Origin of the sequence: Desulfovibrio sp. ZJ369, from assembly GCF_011039085.1 — a bacterium.
Taxonomy (GTDB): Bacteria; Desulfobacterota; Desulfovibrionia; order Desulfovibrionales; family Desulfovibrionaceae; genus Desulfovibrio.
The window spans coordinates 61,664-81,458 of the sequence record NZ_JAAKEI010000010.1 but is presented as its reverse complement, the minus strand read 5'-3'; the positions used below and the strand labels follow the sequence as shown (position 1 = coordinate 81,458).

Sequence of the window (19,795 nt, the reverse complement as noted above, 5' to 3'; positions counted from 1 at the left end):
GAGCCAGACCGGGCAGCCGGCTTCGGCCTTTCGATCGCAGGCTCAGACGGCTCCCAGCTTCCGGGGCGCCTCGCCCTTTCGCAAGGATTTGCAGATTTCCGATGAAGAATTTCTGCAGCTCCGCGACTTTATCTACCAGCAATGCGGCATTTTTATTGCTGAACACCGCAAATATCTTGTGGAAAACAGGCTTTCCATTCGAATCAAGGAATTGAACCTCAAGAGCTATAACGAATATTACAACTTTCTGCGCTTTGATGCTAACCGGCGCAACGAGTTGAACAAGCTCTTTGAGGTGGTCACCACCAATGAAACGAGCTTTTTTCGCAATCCTCCGCAGCTTGAAGTTTTTCAAAAAAGCGTTCTGGCCGAAACACTGGAGCAGTGTAGAAAATCCGGGCGCAAACGGCTGCGGATCTGGTCCGCCGGATGTTCCACAGGTGAAGAGCCCTATACGCTGGCGATCATTCTGCATGAGGTGCTGAAAAGCGACATCCGCCTCTGGGACATTAAGATTACGGCTAACGATCTGTCCGAAGCGGTGCTGGCTGCGGCCAGGCGCGGCGTGTATAATGAATACGCGCTGCGCACCACCCCCAAGGAGATTGTGAACGCCTATTTCACCAAGGAAGGCAATGTTTACAAAGTCAACCCCATGCTCAAAAACCTTGTCTCCTTCGGTCAAATCAATTTGAGCGACAAAGAGCAGCTCAGACGCGTGGAAAAATCGCAGATAGTCTTTTGCCGCAATGTGATCATTTACTTTGACGATGAAATGAAACGAAAGGTGATCAACGCCTTTTACGATAACCTGGAACCCGGCGGGTCATTGCTCATCGGCCATTCGGAATCATTGCACAATATCAGTCGCGCTTTCCAGCTTGAGCATCATAAGGGGACTATTGTCTATCGTAAAATGGCTTGATGCCGGGTGCCCATGAGCGCGAAAATTCTGGCCGTAGCCAATCAGAAAGGAGGCGTGGGCAAAACGACCACATCCCTGACTCTGGGCAGCGCCTTGTCGCGCAAGGGGAAAAGGATTCTTTTGCTGGATCTGGATCCGCATGCCTGCGCTACGCTGCATGCCAGAATTTATCCGGAAGAACTGACTGCCAGTCTGCACGATATTTTTCTGGCCGAGGACGCAGCCTGGCCGGGCCTCTGGCCGACCATAATCCGGCCCAACGCGCTGCAGGGCATGGATCTGGCGCCGGGCAGCATTCGCCTCTCGGAACTGGAGGTGGATTTTGGAGAACGCAAGTCCAAAGGCAGCGTGCTGGCCCGGAGCCTGCAATGTATCTCCGGCCACTACGATTTCGTCGTTCTGGATTGTCCGCCGCATGTGGGCATTTTGCTGATTAATGCCCTGCTGGCGGCTGATTTGCTGATTATTCCCATCCAGACGGATTTTTTGGCACTGCATGGGCTCAAGCTTTTGTTCGATACGCTGCATACACTGAATAAGGTGCTGCCCCGGCCCATTCGCTACAGAGCGGTGCCGACCATGTACGACAAGCGGGCCAAAGCCTGCACGCGGGTTCTGGAACTGATGCAGCGCAAAATGGGTCATGCTCTGTTTTCAACGATAATCGGCGTGGATACGCACTTTCGCGAGGCCAGCGCCCTGGGCTGCACTGTTTATGATATCGACGCTCATTCACGCGGGGCGCTCTGCTATGACGCCCTGGCGGAAGAAGTTCTCAGATTATGGTAAAAACTCCTGAAGAATATTTTGCCGATCAATGCTTTGATCAGCCTGCTTCCCAAGGGTCTCAGGGGTTGAGCGCTGTGGAGCAGGCCTTTGTTCGCAAATATCTGGGTGAAGACGCGTTGCCCGGCTTGCCGGTGCTTGAGCCTGAAGCCGCTCTGGATCCGGAGCCGGATCGGCAATCGACTCCCGCGGTTTTATCAAAAAATCTGCTGCGCAACGAAGCGCGCATCCAGATGGTCTCTTTTTTTGTGCGGGATCAGATTTTTCTTCTGCCCGTGGCGGCTATTCATGAGGTGCTGCGGCATTTGCCGCTGATCCGGCTGCCCCTGGCCCCGCCCTTTGTTGCCGGAGTGGTCAACCTGCGGGGCCGTGTGACCCCTTTGCTGCACCTGGACGCCCTGCTGACCAATGAGCGGCAGTACCGGTATACGCCGCAGCATTTCATCATTGTCTGCGCGGGCGATGAAATGCAGTTGGGCTTGATCGTCGACAAGGTGCATACCATGTACATGGTCGAGCAAAACAAGATCACCTGGAACGCAGAGGCCCAGTTGGGAGCCGGCGCCGAATTTCTCTGCGGCATAGCCGATATTGACGATCGGGTCTGCGGCATTGTGGCGCCAGACATGATTGTGCAAAAACTGTTGGAAAGTTGAGAGGGGCTGCCTCCATCGTTGCCGTGAGCAGTGCCGCTGCGGCATGAGCGTTTTACAGTCAAGATGCTCTGAAGCTGTGGTTAACTCCAGATTTATTGATGACATCCAGACTTTGACTGACAGGAACGGAAATTATGAGCAAACACATTATGGTCGTCGATGATTCCAAAACCATCCGCAACCTGGTGGCCTTCGTGCTCAAGGCAGAAGGCTTTAAAGTCAGCACAGCCGAAGACGGCTTGGACGCCATTGAAAAACTCTATGCTCTGGAGCCGGTGGATTTGATCGTATCCGACGTCAATATGCCGCGCATGGACGGCTTTACGTTCATCAAGACCATTCGCACCCAGGAGGCCTATAAGGACATCCCCATCATCGTGCTTTCCACCGAGGGCCAGGAACAGGACATTCAGACCGGCATGAGTCTCGGCGCCAATCTGTACATGGTCAAACCGGCCCAGCCGGAAAAAATGGTCCGGAATATAAAGATGCTTCTTGGCTAGCCGATAAGGAAAGCAGTATATGCCTGACTTCAGGCGTCTATACTCTTTCAGCCAAACGAAGGTACGAGTATGAGCCAGGAATTCTTTGATCCGGAACTTTTTGCGGATTTTATCGCGGAAGCCAAAGAACACCTCGAAACCATCGAGCCGAATCTCCTGGAGCTTGAAAAAACTCCGGACAATCTTGCTCTGCTCAATGACATTTTTCGCCCCATGCATTCCCTGAAAGGGGCTTCCGGCTTTCTGGGGCTCAATCGCATTAACCAGCTGGCCCATAAATCCGAAAATATTCTGGATGAATTGCGCAAAGGCAGCATGGTGGTGACCTCCGAAATCATGGATGTCATCCTGGCTTCCACGGACGCGCTGCGCCAGATGATCGACAACCTTGAAGCCAATAATTCTGAAGGCGATGTCGAAATTGATCATATCATGGCGCAGATCGATGCCATCATGGCCGGTGAAAGCGCGCCTGCTCCAGCGGCCGCCGAGCCCCAGCCAGAGCCTGAGGCGCCGGCAGAAAGCGCGCCTCCTCTGGCCGCACAGGCAGATCCGGAAGTACCCTGCCCGGCGTCGGCCGAAGAATCTGCCGAAGAATCCCCTGCCCCGGCTCCGGTACCTGAAGAAGGAGAAAACAATGCCGGCCAGGGTATGAGCACCAAGGACTGGGTTGCCGGTCTTCCCGCTACCGGAGCCTATGAGCTCACTGCCTTCGGTGAAGGACATCTCAAAGATTTCATTGATGAATCATCTGAAATCATTGAAAATCTTAACATGGGCCTGCTGGAATTGGAAGAAAATCCCCTTGGCCAAGACGGCCTGGTCAATGACCTTTTCCGTTTCTTCCACAATATGAAGGGCAACAGCGGCATTATCGGCTATACTGAACTGAATGCGCTGACCCATGAAGCGGAAACCCTGCTGAATAAGGTTCGCCAGGGGGAAATTACGCCCAGCCACGAGCTCATTGATCTTCTCCTCCTGGTTGTGGATGTGATGGAAGCGCTGGTGCAGAAAATCGACGTGACCAGCGGCCAGGCATCCCCCTTTGACACCAGTCTTGTCCTTAAGCAATTACAGCAGGTTCTTGCAGGCGGCCCCATTTCTCTGCCCAGGGAAGTTCTGGCGGCCAAGAGCGCAAGCCCTGCCGCCCCTGATCCCACTGCGGAAGTTGAGGCCGCCGCACCCGAGGAGCAGGCCAAAAACCAACCTGTGGAAGTTGTGAACCCCACAATCATCCCGGTAGGTTCCGAAGGCGACGACGCCGATGTCTTTCGCGTAACCGTGCGGCAGCAAATTGAAATTATTCATGCCGCCCTGCAAACACTGAAAAAGGACGGCACGCATAAAGATTCCATTGACGCGGTTTACCGCTGCCTTATTGCCGTCAAGAACGCCTGCAACTTCGTGGGCCAGAACGACATCAAAGTCTATGCCGAGCGCACGGCCGGCATTGTAGAGCAAGGCCGGAAAACCAACCTGGATTTCGGCCTGATGGTGGACTTGCTGCAACAGGAAGTGGGCATTATTGACGATATGGTGCAAAAGGCCTTGAGCGAAGGCAAAATCGGGGCCGCCACCGAGCCGGGAGCCGCTCCTGCCGCAGCGGAGGAACCGGCCAAACCCGCTCCTGCGGCTCAAACAGAGAAAGCCCCCGCGCCGCAAGCTCAGCCGTCGACCCCGGCAAATCCGGCTGTAACCGCGCCCAAGCCCTCGGCCCCGGTGCCGGCTGCCGCATCTGCCCCGACACCGGCTGCCGCAGCTCCGGCAGCCAAGCCGTCGGCCGCTTCCGCGCCTTCCAAACCCAAGTCTTCCACGGCCAAAGCCGCAGCTCCCGCTGCGCCGGCAAACGACGCGCACAAAAGTTCCTCTACCATCCGCGTGGATCACGAGCGTCTGGATCATTTGATGAATCTGATCGGCGAACTGATCATCAATCGCAACCGCTATACCATGATTGCGCGCTCTCTTGAGGACGGCGGGCCTGAAGTGGATATTTCACATGTGGCGCAAAGCCTCTCGGAAACCACCTACGCCATGGCCCGTATTTCCGACGACTTGCAGGATACCATCATGAAAGTGCGCATGGTGCCTGTTTCCTCGGTATTTTCCCGCTTTCCGCGGCTGGTGCGCGATCTCTCGCGCAAAAGCGGCAAGGAAGTGGATTTGATCATGGAGGGTGAGGAAACCGAACTGGACAAGAGCGTGGTGGAAGTCATCGGCGACCCACTGGTGCATCTGATCCGCAATTCCGTGGACCACGGCATTGAATCCGAAGAGGTGCGCGTTGCTGCCGGAAAACCGGCCAAGGGAAAGGTGACCTTGCGCGCTTTCCACAAAGGCAATTCCGTTGCCATTGAAATTGAAGACGACGGCAAGGGAATTGATCCGGAAAAGATGCGCGAAGTCGCGATCCGCAAGGGCGTCATCACCCCTGAAGAAGCCTCGCAGCTGGATGATCGCGAATCCATAGAGCTGATTTTCGCGCCCGGTTTTTCCTCCGCCGAAAAGATTACCGATATTTCGGGACGCGGCGTGGGCATGGATGTGGTGCGCACCAATATCAAGAATCTCAAGGGCAGCGTCAATACCTATTCCGAAGTGGGCAAGGGCACGCGCTTCACCTTGAGCCTGCCCCTGACCCTGGCAATTATTGACGCCCTGATGGTCAATGTCTCAGGGCAGATGTATGCCATACCGCTGGACGCGGTATCGGAAACCACCAAGATCGAGTCTGTGCGGCTTACCGACGTCAAGGGCCGCAAGGCTGTTACCCTGCGCGGCGAAGTCCTGGGCATTGTGGAGCTTTCCGAAATGCTCGGCCTGCCGCGCACCGACCCGCTGCCCGATGTGCTCTCCGTGGTAGTTATTCACGATAATGAGCGGCGTCTGGGCCTGGTGGTGGACCGCCTCCTGGAGCGCCAGGAAATTGTGATCAAGCCTCTGGGCGCCTATCTGGGGGATCTCAAGGGCATTTCCGGCGCCACGATCATGGGTGACGGCTCGGTCATTCTGATTCTGGATCCGCACGAAATTTATGTCATGTCCACCTCCAAGGCCGCCAGCATGGGACCGGACGGCGATCCCGCCAAACCCCAGGCCGGCATGTCTGCTGCGGCAGCGGCAGCCAGGCAGTAACTGCCTGAGGGAGCGCACGCTCCCTTTTTTTACCAGCTCATGGCTTTTTCCGGCATAGAAAAACGGCCTGCATTCCATGTGGAATCCAGGCCGTTTTTTTATGCCTTACTCGGCAATTCAAGCATTCAGCTGGCGGGAACGCTCAAGCGCCTTGCTCTGCTCTTCAAAATCCTTGAAGCCGGATTGATGCAGCGCGTCCAGCACGGTATCGTCCCAGTTCCAAGTGGCATAAATGACGGGTTTATGAAACGTGGAGCGGAAGCTTTGCAGTTCTGCGCGGTAAAAGTCTTCCTTGGGCGTGTCCAAGTGTTCGCGCAACTGTTCATGCCGCCGCTGCAGCTCGCCTTCATACCACTCCTGAATATCCTGCGGCTCGGTGTATTTTTTGAGGATATGCCCGTAACCGGCAGTTTCCATGAGGTCTGCCAAGTGTTTGTGATGCTGCCGGCCAAGCCATTTGCCCAGCTCGGAAGTGGGAATATTTTCTTTTTCCACAGCAGCAATGTCAAAAACGGTCTGGAAGTACGTATCGGGCACCACAGACGCCGAAGTGATGCCGGCAATGGCCACCAAGCCCCGTAAAATAAGGCTGTTGGAAACCCCCTGCCCACAGAAGCCGACCTTTTTGCCGTATTTCTGGCCGGTAAAGATACTCACCAGAATAGCCCAGACAACAGCGGGGTCCTCTTCATCATAGATGTGGGAAAGCCGGGAGTTATCGCGATCCGTCGCCAAAACCATCTGCGTCATGTCATTGGAGCCAATGGAAAAGCCGTCGAATTCAGATAAAAACTGCTTGGCAAGGATGGCATTGGAAGGCAGCTCGGACATCAGAATGATCTTCAGACCGTCCTGCCCGCTCTTGAGTTTGTGCACCTGATCCAAATAGCAGCGCATGGAGCGCGCTTCCTCCAGCGTGCGCACAAAGGGCAGCATCATGCGCAGATTACTGCCGCCATAGACGCCGCGCGCCAGTTTGAAGGCCTCGATTTCCCAATCATGGATATTGCGGGATACGCCCCGGTAACCCAGCATGGGGTTGGCTTCCTGGTGCTCGAACAAGTTGCCGCCCAGAAGATTGCGGTACTCGTTGCTCTTGAAGTCCGTGGTGCGATAGGTGATCGGCTTGCCGTAAAAGGCCATGGCAAAGAGCGCCAGGTTTTGCGCGAGCGTTTGGACGTAGTGCTCCTTGCCGGTACGGAAGCCGCGGGACTTGATGATCCCACGGATCTTTTCCGGCAGATTGCGCACGTCGTCCATTTCTTTTTTCAAGCCGGTGCGCAGGCCCACCTCTTCCCTGAGGCGCGAGATATTCTCCAGCAGCTTGAGCACAGCAGGCAGATCCTTGATCCGCTGCACATGGGCATCAACGCTGGCTTCAATCTCCGCGGCGCGTTTGGCAGACTCGGGATCAGTGGAGGAAAGCAGGGCCAGCTCATCATCGTAGCCCATGATGATCCGCACATGATCCGCGAGATTGGGGGAAGTCTTCAAGATCTCAATGCGGCGGGAAGCTATTTCCAGATGCTGATCGATTTTATGATCCAACTCGCGCATCTTGCGGTGGTGCAGAAGCACATCTTCCGAGCTCTGGCCCTTGTCGGCGTCTGCAAGAGCCGACACTTCCGCCGCCAGACCCGTGACCTCGCCCACATAGTCCCGCAGATTGAAATTAAAGACAATCAGGCCAGCGGCCATCTGCTCGCGCAACACCTTGGAAAGACGATCTTCCAGTTCCTTGAGCTTGGACTGGACAACGCCGTCCAGTTCGCCGTTGTCAAAGGCTTCCAGGGCCTGAGGATGAATGCCGATATTGCCGAGCATGAATTCCGCGCGCAACAGGCCCACTTCAAACTGTTCATAGCTGCGCAGACGGGAAAGAAAGAGCGCCTGGCCCACGTCGGCCAGCACCAGGCCGACCTTGGTTTTGGTCTGCGGCAGTTTGGCCACATCCATTTCGCCGCCCACCTGCTTGAGCGGCAAAAGCCCTCTGTAGACGCGGCCCCGTGTGCCGTCGACGGTCACTTCCACCCCGTCCAGGGCGCGCAGCACTTCCAGGCGCTGAATGCCGATGACCGCTGCGATGCCCAGTTCCCGGGAGGTAATGGCCGCATGGCTGGTGTCGCCGCCCACGTCGGCCATGATCGCTGAGGCCACGCGCATGCCCGGAACCATGTCCGGATCCGTGCGTTCGGCTGCCAGCACGTCGCCCTTGGCAATTTTGTTGAGCTCAAGAGCCGAGCGCAAAAAACGCACCGTGCCCTGCCCCGCTCCGCGCGAAGCGCCGTTGCCTTCCACCAGGATCTCGGCTTCCGCGGCGGCCTTGGGGTCCACTTCGCGGCGGCGCATGAAAATGGTGCTGGGGTGCAGCTCCAGATCTTCATTCCAACGGGTTTCGGGGCGGGCCTGCACAAACCAGAGCTTGTCGTTGGCGTCAATGCAGAATTCCGTATCCATGATCATCCCGCCGTAGGCCTTGCTCACGGCGCGCACGCCCCTGGCCACGCGCTCGGCCTGGCTCAGCGAGAGAGCCCAGCGCAGGGCTTCCAACTCAGGCACCGGCACTTCGCGCGTGCCGCCCTTTTCGTCATAGACGATCTTCATGTCTTTGCAGCCCATCTGGCGGATAACCACCTCGCTGCCGTCATCGCGCTGAAAGACGTACAATTTGTCGGGCGTGACCTTGCCCCCCACCACAGCCTCGCCAAGGCCGTAGCTCGCGTCAATGCTGACCAGATCCTTGCGATCCGTGCCCCGGCAGCCCGTGGCCGTATCCGCTGAAAAAGCCGTGCCGGAAATCATGGGATTGATCATCTGCATCATACAGACCGAAAGAGAGGTGTGCTCAATGGCCCACTCCTGCTTGGCGGTCTCGGCAATGGATTCATCCCCGGTTTCCTCGGCCCTGGCCAGCGCGTCCAGAATGGCTTCGCGCCGGTAGGTCATGGAACGCAGATTGTAGGCCGAGGCGCAGTCCCAGTGATAGGCTTCCGCAACCCTGTCCGCGCCGACCATGTTCAAATAGGTATCCTGCAGGCCCGCAAAGGCCTTTTTGCGCGAATCCTCGCCGGCGGCCGAGGAACGCACGGCCACAGGCGTCATGTCGTCGCTGTTTTCCTCGCAGATGGCCTTGTACGCGCCGCGCACGGCCGCATCCACTTCCTCGGGCAGATCCACGGACAAAATGGCGGCCTGGACCATGACCGAGCGTTTGCGCAACTGGTCAATGCCCTCTGGCGAGGTGGCAAAGCCCTCAACTATATTATTGATAAAGGTGCGGAGTTTGGTATGCGATTGCTCGCCCTCGGCCTTGGCTGCATCATGACTCTGCTTGCCCAGTTGGCGCACGAACTTTTGCAGAAAGTCGGGGTCCTGGTTGATCTCGGGATCATTCCAGTCAATACGCGTGTACTCACGATCCACCACGCTGCGCACCACCCGGCCGTTGACCCTGGTCTCATCCAGCAGGCGATGGAAGGCCACGGAAGAAATGGCGCGAAAGTGCGGGGCCTGGATGCCCTCAATCTGACTGATCAAAGCGGTATTATAGTTTTTACCGCCCACAAGCAGCTCTGCCTCGGGACCGAGCTTTACAATATCCGCGCCGGCAAGCACCAGCTTTTTCTGAATGATTTCAGAAGAATCGGTTTTGGACTTTGCCTGCGCTGTTTTGGCAGCCGGACTTTTAGCCATGACTTCCTCCGGTTTGGCGGGAAAGAGAAGCATTGCAACTGCGATATGTATATACTGCTGCCGGGAAACTGTCCACAGATTCCCGGACTGCGCGGCGGAAACGAGCGCCATGCGCCACAAAAAATTTTCTGTCACGCGGCAGGAGCGCTACGCCGGAAACCGCGGCTAGAGCGGTTTGCTGTTGAAAACGGCAACCGCTCTGGCGGCCGCGGGAGCGGACGCCCGCGCCGAATGAGCCTGAAAACCACGCTTTTCAGGCGAAATGATGGCAGCGCCGCTTTTGAAATTGAATAATTTCAAAAGCAAAATGCTCTATTGTTGCTGACGCTCGCCGTATGACTCCTTCTTTGCCAACAGGGGCAGCCCCCTGAAGGGGCTGCCTCCGCTCGCTTTTCGCGGGCGGCGCTGTACTGAGGGCTGGCCCTGGAACATTTTCTCTTTGAAAATGCTCTAGCAAAACGCTCTACCCCACACGCGAGCCGCAGTAGGGGCAGAATGCCGCATTGTCCATGGGAATGGGTTGTCCGCAGGCTTCGTTGGAGCACACGCGCGGCACCGGACCCAGTTCCACAATCAATTCCCCTTCGCGCACTGAAACCATCTGCTTGTTTTCTTTAAAATCAGCCGTCTTGAGCACGCGTTTGACAATGCCGTCCACCGGGGCCAGCACCGCTTTTTCCTGTTTCATAATGGAAACATTGAAAAGTTCTTCTCCGGCCTTTACCACATCACCGGGGTGCGTGTACATCACCCACAGGTCGCCATTGCTGGGCGCGGCCACATGGTAGGGATTGGCGGGGTCGGCCATCAGCGTGCCTTTGGCGCTTGAGCCTGAAGGCTGGCTGACCTGCACTTCGCAACTCATGATTTCGGAATCCAGCACATAGCGGCATACGGAAACGCCCAATTCATTGGGGCGGGAAATGCTCAGTAAAACCAGATGGTGCGGTTTGCCGCTGCTGTCGTTGAAATAGAGATCCTGCCCCACTTTCAGGCCTTCAAACCAGACATGCAGCGGCAGATTGTTGGGATCCCCGTATTTGGCCTTGAACTGGATAGTTTTCAAGGCATCGCCCGGATGGTTCAGATAAAGAACAAATTCTTCGGCATTGGGCCGCCGCTTGAGGATCTCGGTGCAGCTTTTTTCCTCAGAGGCCAGATTGATTTCCGCCAGGGTATCCAGGGGCGAATTTTCAGTGCGGTTGGCAATGGCGCTTTTCCAATCCAGGCCGAATGCGCTTTCATAAACCCAATCTGCCGGAAATCCCAGAGGGAGTTTGCCGAACTTGCCCAGCAAGAGATTGCGGAAGGCGTCATTGCAATCCTGATAGATGCCCAGACGCGCTTTGCGCATTTCCGGCGAAAGCTCGGCTTCGGGTGTGCGGGTTACTTCGCCCAGCACTTCAAGAAGATAACGCACCTCTTCTTCGCCGCCTCGCCTCCAGGCTCCGCTCACGGCCAGAAAAGCCGTATTCCAGGTAATCTGCGAACCCGGCGTCACATCATGGTAGCGCACGATTTTGCGCGTTCCTTCCAGAAATTTGAGCATGTAGGGCAAGAGGTGGATATAGCCCTGCTTCATGGCTCCTTCCTGGGAGGAGGACGTGGCCCCGCCGGGCATGCCGTGCAGGGTGACGTCATAGTCTATGCCCTGGAAATACGGCGCGCAGTAGCGATCGTAATAGGGCATAATCTGTTTGCAGACAAAATTGGCGTCACGAATGGCGCTTTTGTTCAAGCGGCAGGTGAGCCCCAGCTCGTCTTCCACATAGGCCATCATGGACAGCACGTCTCCCTGCCCGTAGGAGCGCACGGCCGAGCCCAGGCCCACGTCAAGAATGTGCGCTCCTGCCTTGGCGGCCGCGCCGCAGGCGGGCACAAACAGCCCGTCCGTGTAGTGGCGGTGATAGTGGAGCACCAGTTCGGGCCGGCTCTTGCGCAGCGCGCCGACCAGTTCGGCCATGAAGCGCGGCGGGCAAACCCCGCCCATGTCCTTAAGGCCGAGAATGATATGGCGCGAGGCCTCTCCGGGATCCACGCCCATGACGTCGCCCACCATGCGCAGGATCGCTTCCGTGACGCTCAGATAATGGGGAACGTCAAAACCCCTGGCCCACGAGAGAGAAATGGCCGGTTGAAAAATAACGTCGCGACGCGACATGACCACTTCGGCAATGGGCCGCATGTTCTCAACATGGTTGAGAAAATCGAAACAGCGCACCACCTGGTAATAATCGCAGATCATCTCGCCGGTTTTGCGCATCAGATTGCGCGGCTGCGGCGTGTAGCCCAGCACATTGGTGGAGCGGACCAAAAGCTGCTTGAGCGTCTTGGGCGCAAAGCTGTTCCACTCTCTGGCTTCGCTGAAGGGATAGGTCATGTTGGCCATCATGGCCACATGAAAATGAGCGCCGCCGCCGTTTTCAATGGAAAAATAGCCCACATTGTCCAGATAGGGGCCGATCAGCCTGTCCTCGGCCAGGCGGAAGCGGTTGCCGGAATTGGACTGCGTGAAATCACGCGGCGTGGTGTCGGTAAAATGCACATACCCGGAATCGCGAATGAAATCCAGGGTGGCCAGACGATCGCCCTGCGGGTAGGGAGAAGGCAGGCGGCGCGCGGCCGTGCTTATGGCGGGCAAGACAGGCTCAAAAGGCCCGAGACCGGGAGTGGTAGCCGAGCGGTATTCGCCCAGCTGCACATAGGGATTATAGCCCTTGGCCGAAATTTCGGCCACCAGCCGGGCCAGGCGCTCGCCTTCCGGGGCCAGATCCGTGTAGAGCATGAGTTCCGGATGATCGGCAATGAAGTTGGTATTCATCTCGCCTTTCCGGAACACCGGATTTTTGAGCACCTGCCGGAAAAAGGGAATCGTGGTCTTGATGCCGCCGATGATATATTCGCTCAGCGCGCGATCCATGATGCCCAGGGTTTTTTCCCAGTCATGGGCGTAGGCGATAAGCAGGGCCCCGGCCGAATCGTAATTGGCCGGGAACTCATAGCCGGCGCTGATATTGGAATCCAGGCGCACGCCCGGGCCGCCGGGCGAGACATAGCGCGTGATCAGGCCGGAATTGGGCGCAAAGTTGTCCTGCGGGTTTTCGCAATTGATCCGCACCTGCATGGCGCAATAGGAGGGCCGCAGGCTTTCCTCCCGATAGCGCAGTGCAGCGCCGAAGGCCACGGCGATCTGCTCTTCCACCAGGTCGATGCCGTAGCGGGATTCGGTGATGCCGTGCTCCACCTGCAGACGGGTATTGACTTCAATAAGGTAGGGCGAACCGTCGGGCGTGACCAGAAATTCCACTGTGGCCAGAGAATGATAACCCACGGCGCGCACCAGCCTGCGCGCATAATCCTTGAGACGGTCGCGCAGCTCGCGGGTCATGCCGCTCCAGGGGGACGGGGTGATTTCGATCAGTTTCTGGTGATTGCGCTGCACCGTGCAGTCGCGCTCGTCAAAGGCAAAGACATTGCCGTACATGTCGGCAATGACCTGGATCTCGATATGGCGCACATCGGCAAGAAGTTTTTCCACAAAAAGACGCGGATTGCCGAAGGAAGCCTGAGCCATGGTGGACGCCTTGAAAAAGGCATCCTCCAGATCGGCCTCGTTATGGACGGCAAAAATGCCCCGGCCGCCGCCGCCGCCTTCGGCCTTGAGCATGATCGGCAGGCCGATTTCCGCAATCAGTGTGCGGGCCGTGGGGATATCCACCGCGCCGTCCGAGCCGGGCACCACAGGGATGCCCAGTTTGCGGGCCACGCCTCTGGCCTGCACCTTGTTGCCCAAAAGGTTCATGGCCTCGGCCGTGGCGCCGATGAAAGTAATGCCCGCCTCTTTGCAGCGCCGGGGAAAGCGCGTGTCTTCGGAAGCAAAGCCCCAGCCCGGATGAATGCCCACCACGCCGCGTTGCCGGGCCTTGTCGATAATTCTGTCGATATCAAGATAGGCGCGCGGCTCGGAACCCAGCAGCACCAGTTCCTGAGCAGTGGAAGCGGCAGGCGCGGTTTTATCCACGTCAGTGGCGGTCATGGCGGCCACGGCATCAAACCGTTCCCGGATGGAACGGCAAATGCGGCGAGCGGGGATGCCCCGGTTGGCCACCAGAATAACCTTGCCCTTCAAAAATTCCTGCACTTCCGCGAATGTCTTGTTGGCCATGCCTTTCAGCCCTTTACGCTTGCTTCGGTAAGCCTGAGGCTCCCGCTTAAAAATTCTTCAAGCTTTCCATTAACGCGCAGACAGAGACCTCCGGCCGTGCTCAGACCCACCAGCCTGCCGCGCGCAGACTGCCGCTCGTCATGCAGTTCCACCTCTCTGCCGCGCCAGAGCAGCAGTTGTTCCGCGTGGGTTTTCCATTGTCCGGGCTGAGAGAGGCCATTAGTATAGGACGAATGCATGTGCTTTACAAGACGCTCCCAGAGCAATTCAGCGGGAGGGAGCGCCAGGCCCGACGCCGCGGCTGTCTGAGCCAGACTTGCGGCCTCCAGGGCGCTTTCCTTGCGCAGGGCTGTTGCCGGGGGCGCGTTGTTCACATTGACGCCGATGCCGGCCAGCAAGATGCCCCCCCGCTCTTCCAGCAGAATGCCGGCCACCTTGCGCGGCATGCCGCCCATGACGCGCAGCACCAGATCATTGGGCCATTTGAGTTCCACGGGCCAGCCCTCTTCTCTGAGGGCCAGAGCCAGCAGCAGCCCCATAAGCGGCGAAGCTGCGGTGCCGTCGAACGGGGGCGCCGGAGGCAGGCGAAGCGCCGCGTAAATATTGCCCGGCGGCGAGGCCCAGCGTCGCCTGAGCTGGCCGCGTCCGGCTGTCTGGCTTGCGGCCAGAAGGCTGTCCCAGACAATGAGCCTGCCGCGCGAGGCCAGCAGAAAAGCCGCGTCCAGGCTGGATCCGACTTCTCCCAGCCGCCATACGAACGGAGGGCGCGCGCTTGCGCTTTTCCCCTGGCGAGAGCTGTGGCATACTGAAGACATGGAACTCTACCTTGTTGGCGGGGCCGTGCGCGATCTGCTGCTGGGGCGCGCGCCCGCTGAGTTGGATTATGCTTTTGACGGCACAACGGTTGATTTTCTGAAGGCGCATCCCGACGCCAGGCAGGTGGGCAAAAGCGTGCAGGTCTGCCTCTGGCGCGGCCGGGAATACATGCCCTTGCGAGGTCAGAATCTGGAGGCCGACCTTCTGGCCAGGGATCTGACCGTCAATGCCCTGGCCCTGGACGGCCGCGGCATACTGCATGCCCATCCTCAAGCTCTGGCGGATCTGCGCGCCGGCCTGCTTCGCCCGGCTTCCGGCACGGCTTTTCGCGACGATCCGGCACGGATTTTCCGCCTTGCGCGTTTCGCGGCCCAATGGCCGGACTGGCAGATCAGCGATCAGGCCTATGCCCAGATGCGCGCCCTGCCGCGCGACAGTCTGCTCCACATTCCGGCGGAGCGCATCGGCCGGGAATTGCGCAAGGCTCTGGCAGCGCCCGCGCCGGCACGTTTTCTGGAAGTGCTCGCCGCGGGCGAGACGCTCGCGCCCTGGTTTGCCGAGCTTGAGGCGGCTCGCCATATTCCTGCCGGGCCCGCGCCCTGGCACACAAACTCCGTATTGGGGCACAGCCTGCGCATCATGAATCAGACGGCAGGCAATGAACTGGCGGTCTGGATGGCCCTGTGCCACGATCTGGGCAAAATCGCCACAGACCCGCAACTCTTGCCCCATCACTACGGGCATGAGCAGCAAGGCGTGCCCCTGGCGCTGGCCCTGGCCGAGCGGCTGCGCATGCCTTCGCTCTTCGCAAAGGCCGGAGCCCTGGCAGCCGCGGAGCATATGAAAGCGGGCATCTTTTCCCGTTTGCGCCCCGGCACGCGCCGCGACGTGCTCTGGCGCGTGCACCGGACCGGCCTGAGCAAAGCTTTCTGGCAAATGGCCGACGCCGACAGCCAGAGCGCCGTCAGCGCCGAGGCGGCACGGCAATTACAGGCTATCCTGAACGTCAGGCTGCCGGAAGCCGACCGCAACAAAGGCGCGCACTCGGCCCGGATGCTGCGCGAGCTGCAATGCCGGGCCCTGGCGAATCTGCCTGCTGCCGGGGCATAGCCGGATTGCCGCGCTGAAAATCTTCCTTTTCCTGCCTGCCGCCTGCGATCCCTCACGCCCCGGAAAACCCGGCATCATGCGCCGCCACAATTTTTTGCGCGGCTGCCAGGCAGGCCCGGCACTGGCGATCCATGTCCGGACCATGATCCAGCCCGGCCAAATGCCCCATGCCGTGCGCCAGAAGCCGCAGGGTATGCAGCCCCGGCTCCTGACCATAGAGCAGGCACTCGCGCGCCAGGGTATCCGGCGAAAAAAGCAATATGCCCGGCAGATCGCCGCCGCCGGGAAAAGAGAGCACATTGGTCGGACCGGTACAGTCCATAAAGCGGCGATTGGCGGCACTCATGACCGCGTCGTCCACCAGGTGCAGATCCACGCCCGCTGTGGCGCAGGCCTTGCCCTCCGGCAGGGCGCGCAACATGGCCTGCAAGGCCAGGGCAATGGCGGCGCGACTCATGGGCAGCAGCCAGGCCACGGCGGCGTAATGGCTGAATATCCGCACCCTGCCGCCCGTGGGCGCAACCTGGGCAAGTTTTTCCGCAAAGCTCACTGCCCGCGGCCCCCGGCATTGCAGGCCTGATCCGTCTCCGAGGGTGCGGCGCTTTGAGCGGGCTCGGTTTCTTTTGCGGCCGGAACAGGGGGCGCAGGGGGCGACGGATTTTTCGCCTCTGGCAAAGAGCTGTGCGGCGTCTGGCCTGCCCCGGAGGCAGCACGGGGAGCGCCCGGCTTGCCGCCCGCCTGCGCCTTGCCTTCAGCGCCCCTGCCCTCAGGCCTGCCTTTGCCGGACTGGGCCGCATCCTTGATTTTGGCTTCGGGATAGGCAATGCGCTGGTGAAAAATGCCGGTCAGAATCCGCTGGAAGTTTTCGCTCAGGAAGTGCAAATCCTTGAAGGTCAGCTCGGATTCGTCCAACTGCCCTTCCGAGAAAATGCCCTTGATGATCGCATCAATATGATTCTTGATCCGCGCGGGCGTCGGATCGGCCAGCGTACGGCTGGAGGCCTCCACGGAATCGGCCAGCATCAAAATGGCCGCCTCCTTGGTCTGCGGCCGCGGGCCGGGATAGCTGTAATCGGATTCCCGCGGTTTTTCGCCCAGCGTAAGAGCCTTCTGGTAAAAGTAGCGGATCAGGCGCGTGCCGTGATGCTGCCGGATAATGTCCGTGATCTCCTGCCCCAGCTTGTAGCGTTCCGCCAGTTCCGTGCCCTTTTTGACATGCGAAAGCAGGATCAGCGAACTCATGGACGGCGCCAGTTTGTCATGCTTGTTGGGGCCGCCGAACTGATTTTCAATGAAGTATTCCGGATACGAAAGCTTGCCCACGTCATGATACAAGGCCGCCACCTTGCAAAGCAGGCTGTTGGCGCCGATGGCCTTGGCCCCGGCTTCCACCATGTTGGCCACTACCAGGGAATGGTGATAGGTGCCGGGGATGGTCACCATCAGCGCCTGCATCAGGGGCTGCTCAAGACTCATCAGCTCCATAAGGCGGAAGCGCGTGCTGTAGCCGAAGGCCAGTTCCAGCACCGGGCTCACGGCAAAGAGCAAAATCAGAGAAAGCAGACTGTTGACCGCCACGGCGGCGAGCTGCGCGGGCAGTTCCCCGGCTTCCGTCTGCGCCAGAAGCGCCGTGGCGCACCAGAGCAAGGCCTGGCCCACGGCCAGGGGAATGACGCTCCAGACGACATCCTGGCGGCTTTGCGCGTTGGTCACCAGCCATGTGGCCAGCATGCCGGCCAGAAAATGATAAATGAAAAAGGGAAAGTCGGCCCGAAACATGAGCATGCAAAAGAACGAGAGCAAAAGGCCCATGGTGCAATAGCGCCTGGCCGCAAAAACCATGGCCACCAGGCCCACGGCCCCGGCCACGGGAAAACCCACGGCAAAAGCGTTGAGCAGGCTTATGCTGTCCATGCGCAGCCCCAGCAGATCCACGCCCTTGGCTCCCGCGCAGAACAGCAGCAGCACCAGGGAAATGAGCAGCATGTCTTTGCATCGCAGCGGCGTGCCCGGCTTGCCGCTGGGCGCCACGAAAAAACCGATGGAAAGCAGCAGGGAACAGAGAAAAGCCCCCCCTGCCGTGGTCCAGCGCATGGGATCGGCCGCGGATTTATATAATGTCTGCAATTTAATCTGCTGCTCGCGGCTCACCCGCTCGCCTTTGCGCACCACCAGCTCGCCTTTTTGGATCTGGTAATACACCGGCTCCACCGTGGCGACAACGGCGGCCCCGCGCTTTTGGGTGGCTTCGCGATTCAGGGTCAGGGAAGCAGGCATGGTGGCGGAGAGCAGAATATTGATCGCTCGCCGCGATTGCGGGTTCAGGCTCGGAGCCTGACGGATCTGCGAGGAAATTTCAGCCAGAAAGGATTGCACATCCGGCAGGGCGTTGATGTCCGGGCGCAAAATTTCCGTATTATTGTCCAGGTTGCGGATGATCGCTCCGGAACGGCCAACCCGGGCCGAGCGGATGTCCCCCACCAGCCCTTCGGCCATGCGCTCCCGGATCTGGGGCAGCAATTTTTTCAGCAAATAGGTCTGAACTTCCCGCAGGGCCAGTTCCGGCAGGACTTCGTCGGCCACGGCGGGCGTCAGCTCCTCGATCAGGCGCTGCAGCGGCCCGTCAGGCCCCGGTTTGTGATCCCCGCTGTTAAGGCTGCGCAGGGTTTCCAAAATCCTGCCCTGAAACAGCGTATAGGGCTCCAGACTCAGATCGTAGACCGGCGGCTGCAGCAAGAGCACCTGCTTGCGGCGGGCCTTGGTGGCCTGCGTGTCTTCCACCAGGATGTCCCGATCCGCAATGACGTCGTTTTCCGCCACCTGGCCGGCCACATAAAAACGCTGCACAGCCTCGAAGTTGGCCCCGGCCAGCAGAGAGAGCAGCAACAGGGTACCGATCAGCGCACCAAGACCCCAGCCGCAGTGGTGCCGGATTTTCAGCGTCCGTGCAAGCGCCAGGACGCTAGACGGTCGCGCTGTTTTTTTCTGCATGGTCATATGCGCTTACAATGGCTCCTACAAGGGGGTGACGCACGACGTCGGCCTTGCTGAAATGATGCACGGCAATGCCGGGTACGTTATGCAGGATACTGAGGGCATGGATCAAACCGGAACGGGGGCGCACGCAGCCGGGCTGCACCGGCAGGTCAATCTGGGTCGTATCGCCGGTCACGGCCATGCGCGAGCCGAAGCCCATGCGGGTCAGGAACATTTTCATCTGTTCCTGGGTGGTATTCTGCGCTTCGTCCAGAATAATAAAGGCGTCATTGAGCGTGCGGCCGCGCATGAAGGCCAGAGGAGCCACTTCAATGGAACCCACTTCCAGCATGGAAGCCACCTTGGGCTGGGGCATCATATCATGCAGGGCGTCGTAAAGCGGCCGCAGATACGGATTGACCTTTTCGGCCAGATCGCCGGGCAGAAAGCCCAGCCGCTCCCCCGCCTCAACCGCGGGCCGGGTAAGCACAATGCGCTTGACCCGGTGCTGCTGCAACATGGACAGCGCCATTGCCACAGCCAAATAGGTTTTGCCCGTGCCCGCCGGGCCCACGGCAAAGACCAGCTCATTGCGCCGCAGAAGATCCAGATATGTCTTCTGGGCCACATTGCGCGCAGCCACGGTTTTGCGCGGCGTGTTCACAAAAACCGCGTCCCGGTAGATCTGCGCGAGATTCAGCCCCGGGTCGGCCCTGAGCATGGCATAGGCGCGGGCAATATCCTGCTGGCTCAGGGCGAGGCCGCCGCGCAGCAATTCATACAACTGCAGGAAGGCACTGCACAGAGCCTGCCGCGCGTCCTGATCCGGGCTTTCAACAAAGAGGCTTGTGCCGCGGGTGCTGATCCGCGCGCCGCTGGCCGCGGCCAACAAATCAAGATGCGCATTGTGAGGGCCGAAAAGCTGGTTGGCAAGGGCCGGGTCGTCAAACTCCACTGTCTCCAGCATGGAAGAATGTACTGCCATGTGTCATGACTAGCTTATTTAGAGTCTTCTGTCCATCTTTTC

Annotated in this window: 12 protein-coding genes; 6 read left to right on the top strand and 6 right to left on the bottom strand. The window is 58.9% G+C overall.

The genetic code is table 11. The features are described from left to right. Positions 1-88: 88 nt before the first annotated feature. From G7Y51_RS13720 to G7Y51_RS05310, 5 genes are all read left to right on the top strand, one after another. Complete coding sequence (locus G7Y51_RS13720) at positions 89-925, top strand: protein-glutamate O-methyltransferase CheR (protein ID WP_241160144.1); 837 nt, start codon at positions 89-91, stop codon at positions 923-925. A gap of 12 nt (positions 926-937) precedes the next feature. Beyond that, positions 938-1,714 (top strand): ParA family protein, encoded by a 777-nt coding sequence (locus G7Y51_RS05325; protein ID WP_165175333.1) that lies wholly within the window; start codon positions 938-940, stop codon positions 1,712-1,714. Further along, positions 1,708-2,367, top strand: a complete 660-nt coding sequence (locus G7Y51_RS05320) for a chemotaxis protein CheW (protein ID WP_165175332.1) — start codon at positions 1,708-1,710, stop codon at positions 2,365-2,367. The genes G7Y51_RS05325 and G7Y51_RS05320 overlap by 7 nt, the downstream gene beginning before the upstream one ends. Positions 2,368-2,501: 134 nt before the next feature. Next, positions 2,502-2,870 carry a response regulator gene (locus G7Y51_RS05315; RefSeq protein WP_165065656.1) on the top strand — a complete coding sequence of 123 codons (369 nt, stop codon included), beginning with the start codon at positions 2,502-2,504 and terminating at the stop codon, positions 2,868-2,870. Between the two features lie 69 nt (positions 2,871-2,939). Continuing rightward, positions 2,940-6,008: a chemotaxis protein CheA gene (locus tag G7Y51_RS05310; RefSeq protein WP_165175331.1), complete on the top strand. Its 3,069-nt coding sequence runs from the start codon at positions 2,940-2,942 to the stop codon at positions 6,006-6,008. Between the two features lie 117 nt (positions 6,009-6,125). Here G7Y51_RS05310 and G7Y51_RS05305 read toward each other — a convergent pair whose 3' ends face one another. The 3 genes from G7Y51_RS05305 to G7Y51_RS05290 form a co-directional block, all read right to left on the bottom strand. Further along, positions 6,126-9,701 carry a PEP/pyruvate-binding domain-containing protein gene (locus G7Y51_RS05305; RefSeq protein WP_165175330.1) on the bottom strand — a complete coding sequence of 1,192 codons (3,576 nt, stop codon included), beginning with the start codon at positions 9,699-9,701 and terminating at the stop codon, positions 6,126-6,128. Between the two features lie 463 nt (positions 9,702-10,164). Further along, positions 10,165-13,866 carry a pyruvate carboxylase gene (locus tag G7Y51_RS05295; protein WP_165175328.1) on the bottom strand — a complete coding sequence of 1,234 codons (3,702 nt, stop codon included), beginning with the start codon at positions 13,864-13,866 and terminating at the stop codon, positions 10,165-10,167. A gap of 5 nt (positions 13,867-13,871) precedes the next feature. Beyond that, positions 13,872-14,681 (bottom strand): biotin--[acetyl-CoA-carboxylase] ligase, encoded by an 810-nt coding sequence (locus G7Y51_RS05290; RefSeq protein ID WP_165175327.1) that lies wholly within the window; start codon positions 14,679-14,681, stop codon positions 13,872-13,874. Between G7Y51_RS05290 and G7Y51_RS05285 the strand changes: the two genes are divergently transcribed. Beyond that, positions 14,680-15,792 carry an HD domain-containing protein gene (locus tag G7Y51_RS05285; RefSeq protein ID WP_165175326.1) on the top strand — a complete coding sequence of 371 codons (1,113 nt, stop codon included), beginning with the start codon at positions 14,680-14,682 and terminating at the stop codon, positions 15,790-15,792. The two genes, G7Y51_RS05290 and G7Y51_RS05285, sit on opposite strands and share 2 nt — an antisense overlap. A 52-nt stretch (positions 15,793-15,844) precedes the next feature. On the opposite strand, the gene ybeY is transcribed toward G7Y51_RS05285, so the two are convergent. Genes ybeY through G7Y51_RS05270 form a run of 3 tightly spaced genes read right to left on the bottom strand, consistent with a single transcriptional unit; the run spans position 15,845 to position 19,753 of the window. After that, positions 15,845-16,342, bottom strand: a complete 498-nt coding sequence (gene ybeY, locus G7Y51_RS05280; protein WP_241160142.1) for an rRNA maturation RNase YbeY — start codon at positions 16,340-16,342, stop codon at positions 15,845-15,847. Then, the gene (locus tag G7Y51_RS05275) at positions 16,339-18,783 is read right to left on the bottom strand and encodes an HDIG domain-containing metalloprotein (RefSeq protein WP_241160141.1); all 2,445 of its coding nucleotides are present in this window, start codon (positions 18,781-18,783) and stop codon (positions 16,339-16,341) included. Before G7Y51_RS05275 ends, ybeY begins: the two co-directional genes overlap by 4 nt. Further along, the gene (locus tag G7Y51_RS05270; RefSeq protein ID WP_165175324.1) at positions 18,755-19,753 is read right to left on the bottom strand and encodes a PhoH family protein; all 999 of its coding nucleotides are present in this window, start codon (positions 19,751-19,753) and stop codon (positions 18,755-18,757) included. Before G7Y51_RS05270 ends, G7Y51_RS05275 begins: the two co-directional genes overlap by 29 nt. Positions 19,754-19,795: the final 42 nt, after the last annotated feature.